General features: G+C 69.2%; 13 protein-coding genes. 8 read left to right on the top strand and 5 right to left on the bottom strand.

The features are described from left to right. The first annotated feature begins 35 nt into the window (after positions 1 to 35). The gene (dinB, locus tag QMO76_RS13570; protein WP_306361634.1) at positions 36 to 1,259 is read left to right on the top strand and encodes a DNA polymerase IV; all 1,224 of its coding nucleotides are present in this window, start codon (positions 36 to 38) and stop codon (positions 1,257 to 1,259) included. A gap of 78 nt (positions 1,260 to 1,337) precedes the next feature. Next, positions 1,338 to 2,585, top strand: coding sequence for a lipase family protein (locus QMO76_RS13565; RefSeq protein WP_306361633.1), 1,248 nt, complete (start codon positions 1,338 to 1,340; stop codon positions 2,583 to 2,585). On the opposite strand, the gene QMO76_RS13560 is transcribed toward QMO76_RS13565, so the two are convergent. Further along, positions 2,574 to 3,473 (bottom strand): SDR family NAD(P)-dependent oxidoreductase, encoded by a 900-nt coding sequence (locus tag QMO76_RS13560; RefSeq protein ID WP_306361632.1) that lies wholly within the window; start codon positions 3,471 to 3,473, stop codon positions 2,574 to 2,576. The two genes, QMO76_RS13565 and QMO76_RS13560, sit on opposite strands and share 12 nt — an antisense overlap. Before the next feature lie 119 nt (positions 3,474 to 3,592). Between QMO76_RS13560 and QMO76_RS13555 the strand changes: the two genes are divergently transcribed. After that, a complete protein-coding gene (locus QMO76_RS13555) occupies positions 3,593 to 4,417 on the top strand; it encodes a CPBP family intramembrane glutamic endopeptidase (protein WP_306361631.1) in 825 nt (274 codons plus the stop codon). Here QMO76_RS13555 and QMO76_RS13550 read toward each other — a convergent pair whose 3' ends face one another. From QMO76_RS13550 to QMO76_RS13540, 3 genes are read right to left on the bottom strand one after another with little or no spacing between them, the layout of a single operon-like run. Beyond that, positions 4,418 to 5,644 carry a serine hydrolase gene (locus QMO76_RS13550; RefSeq protein ID WP_306361630.1) on the bottom strand — a complete coding sequence of 409 codons (1,227 nt, stop codon included), beginning with the start codon at positions 5,642 to 5,644 and terminating at the stop codon, positions 4,418 to 4,420. Between the two features lie 19 nt (positions 5,645 to 5,663). Then, positions 5,664 to 5,912 (bottom strand): hypothetical protein, encoded by a 249-nt coding sequence (locus QMO76_RS13545; protein WP_306361629.1) that lies wholly within the window; start codon positions 5,910 to 5,912, stop codon positions 5,664 to 5,666. Beyond that, entirely contained in the window at positions 5,912 to 6,181 is a 270-nt protein-coding gene (locus QMO76_RS13540; protein WP_306361628.1) for a hypothetical protein, read from the bottom strand. The genes QMO76_RS13545 and QMO76_RS13540 overlap by 1 nt, the downstream gene beginning before the upstream one ends. Positions 6,182 to 6,694: 513 nt before the next feature. Here QMO76_RS13540 and QMO76_RS13535 point away from each other — a divergent pair. Then, positions 6,695 to 7,954, top strand: coding sequence for a site-specific integrase (locus QMO76_RS13535; protein WP_306361627.1), 1,260 nt, complete (start codon positions 6,695 to 6,697; stop codon positions 7,952 to 7,954). Here QMO76_RS13535 and QMO76_RS13530 read toward each other — a convergent pair. Beyond that, positions 7,935 to 8,324: an ANTAR domain-containing protein gene (locus QMO76_RS13530; RefSeq protein ID WP_306361626.1), complete on the bottom strand. Its 390-nt coding sequence runs from the start codon at positions 8,322 to 8,324 to the stop codon at positions 7,935 to 7,937. The genes QMO76_RS13535 and QMO76_RS13530 overlap by 20 nt on opposite strands. Positions 8,325 to 8,420: 96 nt before the next feature. On the opposite strand from QMO76_RS13530, the gene QMO76_RS13525 reads away from it, so the two are divergent. From QMO76_RS13525 to QMO76_RS13510, 4 genes are all read left to right on the top strand, one after another. Continuing rightward, entirely contained in the window at positions 8,421 to 8,879 is a 459-nt protein-coding gene (locus QMO76_RS13525; RefSeq protein WP_306361625.1) for a hypothetical protein, read from the top strand. A gap of 136 nt (positions 8,880 to 9,015) precedes the next feature. Further along, positions 9,016 to 10,335, top strand: coding sequence for a family 1 glycosylhydrolase (locus tag QMO76_RS13520; protein WP_306361624.1), 1,320 nt, complete (start codon positions 9,016 to 9,018; stop codon positions 10,333 to 10,335). A gap of 60 nt (positions 10,336 to 10,395) precedes the next feature. Then, a complete protein-coding gene (locus tag QMO76_RS13515; protein ID WP_306361623.1) occupies positions 10,396 to 11,733 on the top strand; it encodes a family 1 glycosylhydrolase in 1,338 nt (445 codons plus the stop codon). 201 nt (positions 11,734 to 11,934) lie between these two features. After that, positions 11,935 to 12,849 carry an oxidoreductase gene (locus QMO76_RS13510; protein ID WP_306361622.1) on the top strand — a complete coding sequence of 305 codons (915 nt, stop codon included), beginning with the start codon at positions 11,935 to 11,937 and terminating at the stop codon, positions 12,847 to 12,849. Positions 12,850 to 12,866 lie beyond the last annotated feature (17 nt).

Here is a 12,866-nt window from a genome sequence, read left to right as displayed (position 1 = left end):
CAGGGGTAGAAACAGACAGACTGGTATGCGAACATATGTTCGTGTCGAGATCCCGAACGCCTGGTCCACGCCCCGAGCGGGCGTCGATTCTGCACGCGGATCTCGACTCGTTCTATGCCTCGGTGGAACAGCGGGACAATCCTCGACTGCGGGGGAAGCCGGTGATCGTGGGCGGCGGCGTGGTACTGGCGGCGAGTTATGAGGCGAAGGCGTTCGGGGTGCGCACGCCCATGAACGGGCGGCAGGCCCGGCGGCTGTGCCCGCACGCGCTGGTGGTGCCGCCGCGGATCACCGCGTACGCCCAGGCCAGCAAGGCGGTGTTCGAGATATTCCGGGACACCACTCCGGAGGTGGAGGGGATCTCGATCGACGAGGCGTTCCTGGATGTGGGCGGGCTGCGGCGGATCGCTGGGGATCCCGTCGACATCGCGCGGCGGCTGCGAGCCCGGGTACGCGACGAGGTGGGGCTGCCGATTTCGGTGGGGGTGGCGCGGACCAAATTCCTCGCCAAGGTGGCCAGTGCGGTATCCAAACCCGATGGGCTGCTGGAGGTTCCGCCGGATCGGGAACTGGAGTTCCTGCATCCGCTGCCGGTGGAGCGGCTGTGGGGCGTGGGTGAGGTGACAGCCCGGGAGCTGCGCGAGCGCGGCATCACCCGGGTTGGGCAGTTGGCGGAGATGGGCGAGAGCGCGCTCGCGGCCGCACTCGGCCCCGCGGCCGGACGGCATCTGCACGCGCTGTCCTGGGCAAGAGATCCACGCCGTGTCGAAACCGGTCGACGGCGGCGGTCCATCGGCGCGCAGCGCGCTCTCGGTCGGAGCTCGCGCACCGACGAGGAGTTGGAGGCGTATCTGCACGGTCTGGCCGACCGGCTCGGTCGCCGCCTGCGTGCCGCGCATCGCGTATGCCGAACCGTGGTGTTGCGCTTACGTTTCGACGACTTCACCCGGGCCACGCGCTCATACACCCTGGCGGAGGCGACCGACAGCGGCGCGGTGGTGCTGCGGGCCGCCCGCACCCTCCTCGCAGCCGCGCTCCCGATGATTCACGAACGCGGCGTGACCCTCATCGGACTGTCACTGACGAATCTCGACCATGCCGAGAACATGCAGCTGGCCTTGCCGTTCGAACCACGGGCGGAGTCCACACTCGACTCGACCCTGGACGCGCTGCACGACCGGTTCGGTGCGGGCGCGGTGACGCGGGCGGCGCTGCTGCGCCGCGGTGAGGGACTGTCCGTTCCGTTGCTGCCCGACTGAAAACGCTATGTGTAACTAGTGCGCGGCACGCCGGCGTAGAACAAGAAGACCGATCAGTACTTATGCCAGGATTCCGGCATGCAAGGTCGTCGGCGGGCGCGCGCCCGCGTGTGCACCACACTCGCCGCCGTGGCCGCGATGCTGGTTCCGGCGGTGCTCGCAACCGCCGACCCCGTCCGCGATATCGTCGATCCGCCGCGCCGACTCGCGTCGGTGCTGCCGACTCCCCTCGATGACCCCTTCTATACGCCGCCGCCCGGGTGGGAAGGTCGTGCACCGGGCGCACTGCTGGCTGCGCGGGCGGTCCCGCACTGGCTGCCGACCCCGGTGCGCTCGGTCGAGCTGCTGCTCGGATCCACGGACGCGCGCGGCAGGCCCGCGCCCGTGGTCGCGACCCTCTACACCCCGACCGCGCCGTGGGCAGGCCCCGGCCGGCGCCCCCTCATCTCCTACAACATCCCCACCAGCTCCCTCGGAAACACCTGTGCCCCTTCGTATCAGCTCAAGCAGGGCATACAGGCAGATCTGTGGTCGATCCAGCTGCTGCTCGCCGCGAACTACGCCGTGCTCGTACCGGATCACCAGGGTCCGCGGCAGGCATACGCCGCCGGACATATGGGCGGACACGCCGTGCTCGACGCGGTGCGCGCCGCCGTTCGGCTCGGGCTGCCCGACCTGACCCCGGACAGCCCGATCGTGCTGTCCGGCTACTCCGGGGGTGCCATCGCCACCGGATGGGCCGCGGAGCTGGCTCCCGCCTACGCACCCGAACTCTCGCTCGCGGGTGCCCTCATCGGCGGACTCCCGGCCGACTACGGCCAGCTCGTGCGCACCATGAGCGGCAATGCCGCCACCGGCGTCTTCCTCGCGGCGACGCTGGGCCTGGCCCGCGAGTACCCCCAACTGCTGACGCTGCTCAACGACAACGGCTGGCGGCTGGCGCACGCCCTGCGGGACGCGTGCGTCACCGTCGAAGCGGCACTCGGATTCATCGCCCCCATCACCTTGGACGTGCTGACCGACCACCCCGACCCACTCGCACTGCCCATGGTGCGAAAGATCGTGGCGGACAACACCTTGGGCACCCTCGCACCGAAGATTCCGGTCCTGCTCTACCACGGAGTCGACGAATTCTGGATTCCGCTCGCGGGTGCGCAGGAGGTGTACGACGACTGGTGCCGGTCCGGGGCGCGGGTACGGCTACAGGTGATGCCCGGCGAACACTTCACGGTCGGCGCGGTCGCGGTGCCCGCGCTCGCTCGGTGGGCCGATGACCTGATCGCCGGCAGGCTGGTGCCCGACGGATGCTCCCGTTCAGTCGGCTAGTCCGACGAGCCGGGCACTGTCGTCCCACAGCGCCGCCGCCAGATCGTCGCGGCGAGCCATCTCGGACGGATCGGGCCAGGTGATCTCACCGCGTCGCAGCGCGGCATAGCTGCGTCCCGGTGGCGGGGTCACCGTGCCGCGCGCCAACTCCGCCAGGGCGTTCGCGGCGGCCGCGGGGGTGTTCAGATTGCGGTTGAACCGGCGCAGCGGCGCACCGACCGGTGTGCCGAGGACCGACCAGGCGATTCGCAACGGCAATGCCAGATCACGGGCCAGTCCGGTGCCGAAGACCTGGCCGGGGTCGTAGGCGAGAGCGATGAGGTGTCGAGACCGGATGTCCGGGTTGGCGTTCAGCGCGCGGACGGTGAGCACGGCGCACAGTTTGGACGCCGTGTAAGCGTGCTGGCCCGCCGTGCGGGCCTTGGGGGCGCGGCCCGGATCCCGGTCCGGATGCGCGAGCAGTTCGGCATCGGCGTGCCGGGGCAGGGCCAGTCCCGCGCCGGTCGCGGGGTCGTGGGTTCCGCTCGTGGTCAGCAGAATTCTGCCGTGCTCCGCCAGCGACGGCAGCAGCAGCCGCAGCAGCAGATAGTGGCCGAGATGATTGACGGCGAAACAGGTTTCGTAGCCGTCCGCGGTACGTCCCGCGATGTCGGGCAGGATCGTGCCCGCATTGAGAATCAGCACATCGATCGTGCTCTCCCCCAGCAACTCCCGCACCGCCGCCGCGAAAACCCGCACCGACTCCAGACTGGCGAGGTCGAGTCCGACGGCATCGGCGGACGGCGAGCGCTCCCCCGCGATCAGCCGAATATCCGACGAATGTGCGAGGCGCTGCGCCGCGAGCGCGCCGAAACCGGAACTGCCGCCTGTCATCACGATTGTCGTCATGATGCGCCCTTCAATCGGGTCCGTGCCGCTGACAACGGCGATTCTACGAGGATTCGCCGCTCGCGCGGGCGGGTCGGCGGGATGGCCGTCGATGATCATGGACGGCTACGGTGGTCGGGGTGCCCACCTCATCGCGAACGAGCACCGTCCTGCTGATCGGCGGCACAGCCGCGTATGTCGCGGCGCTGGCTGTCCTGATCGGCACCGGCCACACCGCGGTGCGCTACTCCGGAGACGACGCCGACACCGTGACGCTGTGGCTGCTGTGGTTGCCCGCGCTCGCCGGGCTGGCAGTCGCGTGGGCGATTCCGCCCCGCGAGACGGCACGAGATCCCTTCGCGTCGGTGGATCCGCGCCGGGTCACCCGGCAGGCGGGCGTGCTGGCGGCGTTGGGGGTGGTGTTCACGGTCGGATTGCACCTCGCGCCACGGACCGATCTGTGGTTCGTCGGGCTCAAACTCGCGCTGCTGGTGGCGATTCCCTGGGCGTTGCGAATGGTGACCTGGCGGGAATGGGCACTGTTGGGCACGCGCGGGCGGTGGTTGCGGCCGCTGGCCGCGGTGCTGGCCTTCGAGCTGGTCCGGTACCTGACCGGGCCGGAATCGGACGGCGTGGTGCCGGATGCGCTGACGATCGCGTTCGTCTTCCTGTTCAACGCGGTGATCGAGGAGGTGTTCTACCGGTTCTGGCTGCAGACCCGGCTCGAATCCCGATGCGGGCGGTGGCCCGCGATTCTGGTCGCCAGCGTGCTGTGGGCGTCGTGGCATTCCGCGCTGTTGAGTATGGCCGGGGTGGGGGTGGATCTGGCGGTGGCCGTGGCGAAACTCGGCGTGGACGGGCTGTTCCTGGGCTATCTGTGGTCACGGCACCGCAATCCGTGGGTGCAGCTGCTGATGCACGGGCTGATCAATGCGCCGATCGTGATGCTGCTGGCCGTGGGCTGATCAGAGACGGCCGACCGTATCGGAGATGCGGGCGACGAGCCGCCACGGGCGTTCGGTGTCGGCGACGGCTTTGCCGCTGGTGAGGATCGCGCCCGCGAGTCCACGCGCCGGATCCGCCCAGCCGTACTGGGTGGTCAGTCCGCTGCGGCCGAAATGGGATTCGGTGTTCCGGCCGAACTTCGAGCGCCGCCCACCGAGTTCGTACCCCGCGACCGAGACGCGACCGGCGATACTGGGAATCCACCCGGCCGGACGGACGGCGGCCCGCACGGTCTCCGGGCGCATGATGCGCACGCCGTCCAATTCGCCACCGCGGGCGAGTATTTCGTAGAACCGGGACAGTTCGTACGCCGTGGTCACCAGATTGCCCGAGGGCAGTTCCGCGGTGAGGAAGGCTCGCTCGGCAGCCGCGTCGGTCCGCCCGGACAGGCCGCCGCCGAGTGCACGCCCGGCCAGATAGCGCCACACCCGCGACGGCCCCGGCCCGACCCGCACACTCGGCACCACCAGATCGACGTCCTCGGGGCGTACTCCGAAGTTGGTCCACCGGAAGCCGAGAGGATCGAGCACCTGCTCCCGCAAGTGGTCGCGCATCCGCGTGCCCGTGGCCCGCCGCACCAGCAGTCGTTGGATCAATCCGCTGGTCAGAGCGTGATACACCCGCAGGCGACCGGGCCGCCAACTGGGTTCGAGGTCGCGCAGCGCCCGCACCGCCAGATCCTCGTCGAGGACCAGTTCCGAACCCCGGTACGGCGGCGTGATGAACGGAACGCCCGCGGCGTGCGAGAGCACATCCCCGATGGTGATGCGTGCCTTGCCGTGCGCCGCGAACTCCGGAATGTAGCGGCTCACCGGGTCTGCCAGCGCGAACGCACCCTGCTCGATGAGCATGAACATGACCGCCGCCGACACCCCCTTGGCGGTCGAGAAGCCGCAGAACGGCATCTCGGTGGTCACCACCAGCTTCTCGGCCGCGTTCCCATCCCCCGGCGCGTTCCCCCAGCCGTGCCCGATCGCCCGGTTCAGCACGACCTTCCCGCGCCGTCGCACGCACACCTGAATCGCGGGCGTGGTCCCCATTCGATACCACTCCCGCACGGACTCCCACACGCCGTCCACGTCGGCCCTGCTCAGCCCGGCCGCCCCCGGCTCGTCCTCCCACCCCACCGTCGTCACGGCATCCAGATCGGCCCCCACCAGCACCAACGAACTCGCGACCGCGCCCATCCGACCAGGATAGAGAAGATCAGCCGAACAGCTCCTCGGCCGTCGCCACCGTCACAGCCCGCCGCAACCATTCCTCGAGCCGCGCCACCTCCCCGCACCCCAGCACCCGGCCGCGAACTTCCACGCTGACCGGAATCCCCCGGGCCTCCAGCACGGTCAACACCGCCATCGCCTCCCCTTCGGCTCGCCCCTCGGACCTGCCCTCGGATCTGCCCTCGGCGATGTACTTCCGAGCGAAATCACTCTGATACTCGTAGGCCGTGCTCATCAGTACCTCCAAGTGGTTCCGCGCCGCGGCCGACAGAGCTGGACCTCCAACACGATGCCCGCCACGGCCTCTCCCGCGCCGTTGACCAGGGAGAAGGCGGTGTCGCCGCGAAATTCCTTCGGCCCGATGTCGGTGAAGTCGCACGGTTCGGCGCGGATGTCGCGAAACGGTGGTAGACGGATGCCGAAAACCTCGGCGAGGTAGCCGGTCGCCAGCTCGGGGCGGTTCCGGAACAGTTCCACCAAGCCTTCGTGCAGGTAGGAGGGCACGACGGGGAGGGTAGTGGGAATTCGCTGGGCACTCAGGCGAATTGGCGTGTCGGTGTGGGGACTCGCCGGGCGGGTTTACGGGGCGGGGGCGAGGTTATGGCGGTCGATGCCCGGAGTCGTCTGGCGATGGGCACGGAGGGCGACGGGCACGGAGGGCGATCGAAGGGAGCGGCCGATGGCGGTATTACTCGGAGTCGGGGTCGGGGTGGTGTCGGCTGCCGCGGTTCCCGCGGTGGCGTTCGGGGGGTATCAGCAACCGGACTATCCGCAGCCTGGATCCGGGTTGCCGGGTGGGTGCGTGATGCTGTGCGATTCGCAGCCGCCGGCCGCTACCTGGGACGTGCCGACACCGTGCGGATGCGATGTCCCGCTGAACACCACGCCGGGTTGGACCATGCCGTTGGACGGCGGGCCGGTGCGGGCTCCGTTCGGTGTGATGGGCCAGCCCTGATCGGCCGTGCGGGTCGGCGCGGAAGGCCGGAGACGGGATGGGTTGCGCCTAAGCTGGTCGCTGTGAGCGACTCCGGGGCCAATGGCAATGACGCGGTGACGGTTTCTCCCGGACTGGGCGACGCACCGAATGCCGTTGTCGCCGTACCGGATGCGGTGCGCGGTGAGTTGCGGCGCGGTGTCGGGAGCGTGCTGGTGGACGCGGCGGCGCTGCGGCTGGTGCGGGAGCGGTTCGACGGGGAGCAGGCGGGGGCGCTGCGCCGGTACCTGGAGGCGTCGCAGTCGGGAAATACGGTGCGGGCGTATCGGTCCGATTGGATCGGGTGGGCGGCCTGGTGCGCGGCCGAGGGGCGGCAGGCGCTGCCCGCGGACGCGCTGGATGTGGCCGTCTATCTGGCCGCCGCCGCGGACGCTCGGCGCGGTTCCGGCGAATGGGCGTTCAGCCCGGCCACACTGGAGCGCAAGGCGGCGGCCATCGCGGCGGTGCACGCGGCCAATGGGCTGCCCTCGCCCACCCGGTCGGACGTGGTTCGGCTGACGCTGCGCGGTATCCGGCGCACCCGCCGGACGCCCCCGACCCGCAAGCGTCCGGTGCTGCTGCACACCCTGGACCAGTTGCTGGCCCAACTGCCGGACCCCGGATGGCCGACCGAACCCGCGCGCCGCCGCGATCGCCTTGCCCTGCTCATCGGTTTCGCGGGCGCGTTACGACGCAGTGAACTCGCCGGGCTCCGGATCGCGGACGTGCGGGTGCAGCAGGATCACACCACCGGTGAACCGGTACTGCTCGTACACCTGCCCACCACCAAGACCGACCCGACCGGTGTCGCCGAGCAGCGGGTGGCGCTGCCGCGCGGCCAACGCCCGCACACCTGCCCGGTGTGCGCCTTCGCCGACTGGGTCCGGCTCCTCGAAATCCAGGCGGCCGGAGGAACTCTCGCGGTCCGCGAGGCCCTCACCGACCGGCTGCCCGACGGCGACATCCACCGCTGCCACGGCTTCACCGGCACCACCCTCGCCGAGTCCCCCGCCGTGCCGCTCTTCCCGACCATCAACCGCCACGGCGGGATCGGCGATCAGCCCATGTCCGGCCGGGCCGTCGCCGAACTGGTGAAACGCTATGCCGCCCGCGCGGGCCTGGACCCCGATCTGTTCTCCGGCCATTCCCTGCGCGCCGGTTTCGCCACCCAGGCGGCCCTGGGCGGTGCCAGCGATCGCGAGATCATGCGGCAGGGCCGCTGGTCCAATCCGCGTACCGTGCACGGCTACATCCGCACCGCGAATCCCTTGGAGGACAACGCCGTCACCAAACTCGGCCTGTAGCGGTCACTCGATGATCCGTTCGTGCCGCGGCCAGGTCGCGGAGTTTGGTGTTGGTGACCTGGGAGCGCCAGCGCAGGACCTGGAACGCCTGGTCGGGGGACAAGGCGTAGATCGCCATGAGAATGCCTTTGGCCTGTTCGATCGCGGCGCGCTGCGCCACGATCTCGGGCAGGACCTCGCAGAGCAGGTCGACCGGTTCGGGGACGGCGTCGGTGAGGTCGACGCAGTAGCCGCCGGTGCCGATGACGATGCCGTCGTCGTCGGTGATCGGTTCGGACACCACGACGACCTCATGCTCGTCGCCAGCGCCTACGACCTTCTCGACCGCCCGCAGGCTGTCTCCGCCGATGTCTTCGGATACGTCCGTCACCTCGCCAGTATTCCGGCAGCGGCCCCGGCGCGGTAGTCGCGACCTCCGTGTAAACGCTGCCTTGACACACCGGACGTGTCAAGGCAGCATTTACACATGGAAGATTCCCAGCACAGAGACGCCGCCGATGAGCGGGCCGTCTTCGCGAAACTCCTGTCCGCCAATGCCGAACTCGTCGCCGAGGTGCTGCACCCCGCCGACGGCAAGCCCGCGGCGTCGGTGATCGCCGCCCTCCGGGCCGCCCGCAGCCTCGACGGCGTGGTGGACAGCGTGCTGCGCATGCTCGTGCAGCAGGCGCGGGCGGAGGGCCACACCTGGGCGGAGATAGGCGAGTTGTTCGGCACCTCGCGCCAGGCCGCGTTCCAGCGGTTCGGCGGCCCCGACGCGGCCTTCCCGCCCGTCCCCCCGCCCCCGCCGATGCCGCCGATCCCGGAGATGCCGCCGGTGCCGAATATGCCGATGCCACCGAAAATCCCACCCATGCCGCACTTTCCGGGCATGCCCGCCCCGCACCCGGGGCATCACGATCACCCGAGGCGGACGCCGCCCGCATAAGGTGGCGGGAACCGGCCCGTCGCGTCGACGCGCTGAGAACGCAATTGCTCCCACGCGATTCCGACGATGCGCGCATAATGCTGGTCGACCGACCAGCATCGCCCCTTCGGATTCCACCACCCGGATGAGGAGTTCCATGCGCCCCCACACCCGTCGCCAGGCCCTCGCCGCCCTCACCGGGGCCGCCCTACTCGCCGTGACGGCTCCGGCGGGCGCGACGCCCGCACCCGCGGCGCTGCCTCCCATGGGACCTGGATTCCACTGGGGCGTAGCCGCTTCCGGCTTCCAGTCCGAGGGCCACGCGCCCGACAGCAACTGGACCCGCTACATCGCCGGAAATCCGGACTACGACCCGTACCTGAACAGCGTGGACTTCCACTCGCGCTACGCCTCCGATATCGCGCTCGCGCGGCGGCTCGGCGTGAACACCTACCGCATCGGCATCGAATGGGCGCGGCTACAGCCGCGACCCGGCGTCTGGGACGAGAACGCCTTCCGCTTCTACGACGCGGTCGTCGACGCCATCGAGGCGGCGGGCATGCGGCCCATGCTCACCCTGGACCACTGGGTGTATCCCGGCTGGCAGGTCGATCGCGGCGGCTGGCGCAACCCCGCCATGCTCGACGACTGGCTGACGAACATGCGAAAAGTGGTGGACCGCTACGCCGCTCGCGATCCGCTCTGGGTCACCATCAACGAACCGGCCATCTACATGATGAACGAGGTCCGCAACGGCGGACTGTCGGTGGCCGAACTGCCGCTCATGCAGAGCCGCCTCATCGCCGCGCACAACGGCATCTACGACTACATCCACCAGGTGCGCCCGGATGCGATGGTGACCAGCAATGTGGCCTACATTCCCGCCGTGGACCAGACGGTCAACGGCGCGATGCTGGCGGGGATCGCGGACCGGCTCGACTACGTGGGCATCGACTACTACTACGGCGTTTCCCCGGAGGTGCTGCCCGCGATCTCCCCGGACGCGCTGTCCGAACTGTGGACCATGCCGCTGCAAGCCGACGGAATCTATTACACGCTGCGGCATTTCGCCCGCATGTTCCCCGGCAAACCGCTCTACATCGTGGAGAACGGCATGCCGACCGAGAACGGCATGCCCCGCTCCGACGGCTATACCCGCGGTGACAATCTGCGCGACACCGTCTACTGGATCCAGCGAGCCAGGGCCGACGGCATGAACGTGATGGGCTACAACTACTGGAGCCTCACCGACAACTACGAATGGGGTTCCTACACGCCGCGTTTCGGCTTGTACACCGTCGACGTGCGATCCGACCCCAGCCTGACGCGGCGTCCCACCGACGCCGTGGACGCCTACCGTGCCATCATCGGCAACGGCGGCGTCCCGGCCGACTACCTGCCCACCCGCGCACCGGCCACCTGTTCACTGGTCGACGCGCCGTCCAGCTGTGTCGATCCGGTGACGCTCCCCCGCTGAGGCCGATCCCACCGGCGCGCCTGCCCCGGATGACAGCTATCTGACAGCTACGCTTTTCGCATGCGCTCCAGGCTGCGTCGCTGTGTGATCACCGGACTGGCAACCGCGGCGGCATGCCTGCTGGCGGCACCGCTCACCGTGGCCGCACCGCCGTCCGCACGCGGTGGGCTGGGCGACGACTTCCTCTGGGGCGTGGCGGCGTCCGGCTTCCAATCCGAGGGCGAGACACCCGACAACAATTGGACCCGCTACATCGAGGCACGGGACTACGAGCCGTATGAGAACTCGGTGGACTTCTATCACCGTTACGCCTCGGACATCGCACTCGCCGCCCATCTCGGCGCGAAGGTCTTCCGCATCGGCATCGAATGGGCGCGAGTGCAGCCGCTGCCGGGACAGTGGGACGAGCAGGCGTTCCGCTTCTACGACGCCGTGGTCGCCGAGATCCTCGACCACGGCATGCGGCCCATGCTCACCCTGGACCACTGGGTGTACCCGGGCTGGGTGGCCGATCGCGGCGGCTGGAACGACTCGGCGATCGTCGAGGACTGGCTGCGCAACGCGCGGCGGGTGGTGGACCGGTACGCGGACTGGAATCCGGTGTGGGTCACGGTGAACGAGCCGGTCGCCTACATCATGCACGAGGTCCGCCACAACGGCACCGACGCCGGGCACATGCTGGACCTGGTCGCGCGGGCGCACAACGACAGCTACGACTACATCCACCGGGTGCAGCCGAACGCGCAGGTCACCAGCAATGTCGGCTATGTCGCCGGAGCCGAGGCCGAGGTGAACGGCCCGCTGCTGGACCGCATCGGCGCGAAGCTCGACATCATCGGCGTCGACTACTATTTCGGCCTCCAGGCTCCGGAGGCGTCCACCGACGGTTCGGTGCCGCCCCCGGCGGGGATGTGGGAGCTGCCGGTGCGCCCGGAGGGCATCTACTACGCGCTGCGCCACTACGCCCAGCGTTTCCCGGGCAAACCGCTCTACATCGTCGAGAACGGGATGCCCAGCGAGGACGGCAAACCCCGTGCCGACGGCTACACCCGCTCCGATCATCTGCGCGACACCGTCTACTGGATCCAGCGCGCCAAGGCCGACGGCATGAACGTGATCGGATACAACTACTGGAGTATCACCGACAACTACGAATGGGGTTCCTACGCACCCCGGTTCGGCCTCTACACCGTCGACGTCCGCACCGATCCGAACCTCACCCGCACGCCCACCGACGCCGTCGACACCTACCGTCGCGTTATCGCCGCCGACGGGGTGCCCGCCGACTATCGTCCCGTGCGGCCACTGTCGGACTGCGCGCTGGTCGACCCGCCCGCCAGTTGCGAGCACCCGCTCACGGTGCCGGAGGCGGAGCCCGCGGAGCAGACCGCCTCCTAGCTCTCCGCATGCCCGAGCTCCCTGGTGCCCAGCTCTCCGATACCCGAGCTCCGCAATGCCCCTGCATTCCGGAGTGCCTGAGTGCCAGTCGAATCCGCGCCGCGTTGCTAGGGTTGGCTGACGTCCAGTACCGATTCGAGCCCTTCGCCGAATAGCAGCGACGCGTTCCGCGAGACTCCCCGATCCACACCGGGAGCCGCCATGCCCAAGTGGACCACCGCCGACATTCCCGATCAGCACGGCCGGGTGCACATCGTGACCGGCGGCAACGGCGGTCTCGGGGCCGCCATCGCCCGCGCCCTGCACGATGCCGGGGCCCGGGTGATCCTGGCCTGCCGCAATATGACCAAGGCCGAGGGGGTCACCCGCGAACTCGGTGCGCGCGCCGAGGCCCGCCCGCTGGATCTGGCCGATCTCGCTTCGGTGCGGGCGTTCGCCGAGACCGTCGAGCATGTCGATGTGCTGATCAACAACGCGGGCGTGATGGCGATCCCCTTCGCGCGCACCGCCGACGGTTTCGAAGCGCAGCTGGGAACCAACTATCTCGGACATTTCGCCCTCACCGGCCTGCTGCTGGACCGGGTGCGCGATCGGGTGGTCTCGATGAGCAGCCACACCCATCTCATCGCCCGCCTGGATGTGGACGATCTGGATTGGCAGCGGCGCGGCTACCGGCGCTACGGTGCGTACGCGCAATCCAAACTGGCCAACTTGCTGTTCGCCTACGAATTGCAGCGGCGGCTGAGCGCGGCGGGTTCGCCGGTGCTGTCGGTCGCGGCGCATCCCGGGTACGCCGAGACCGATATCGTCACCCGCAGCGGGTCGCCACTGCGATTCGTCACCACGCCCCTGCACTATCTGACCACCGCGCTGCCCTGGCTCAATCCCGGACAGAGCCCCGAAATGGGCGCGCTGCCACTGTTGTTCGCGGCGACCGCCGGGGCCGAACCGGGCGGGTACTACGGCCCGAACAGACTATTCGGTCTGCGTGGATATCCGATGCGAACCTCATCGAGTCGTGCCTCCCACGATCGCGAACTCGCCCAACGACTCTGGGAGCAGTCCGAGAAGCTCACCGAAGTGCGGTTCGATTTCGCCCATTTCGGGCGTCGGTGAGGAATCACTCAGCGGAG

The organism is Nocardia sp. CC227C, assembly GCF_030767025.1.
Lineage (GTDB): Bacteria > Actinomycetota > Actinomycetes > Mycobacteriales > Mycobacteriaceae > Nocardia.
The sequence above is the reverse complement of the archived record's forward strand: the minus strand, read 5'-3'. Positions and strand labels throughout refer to the sequence as shown.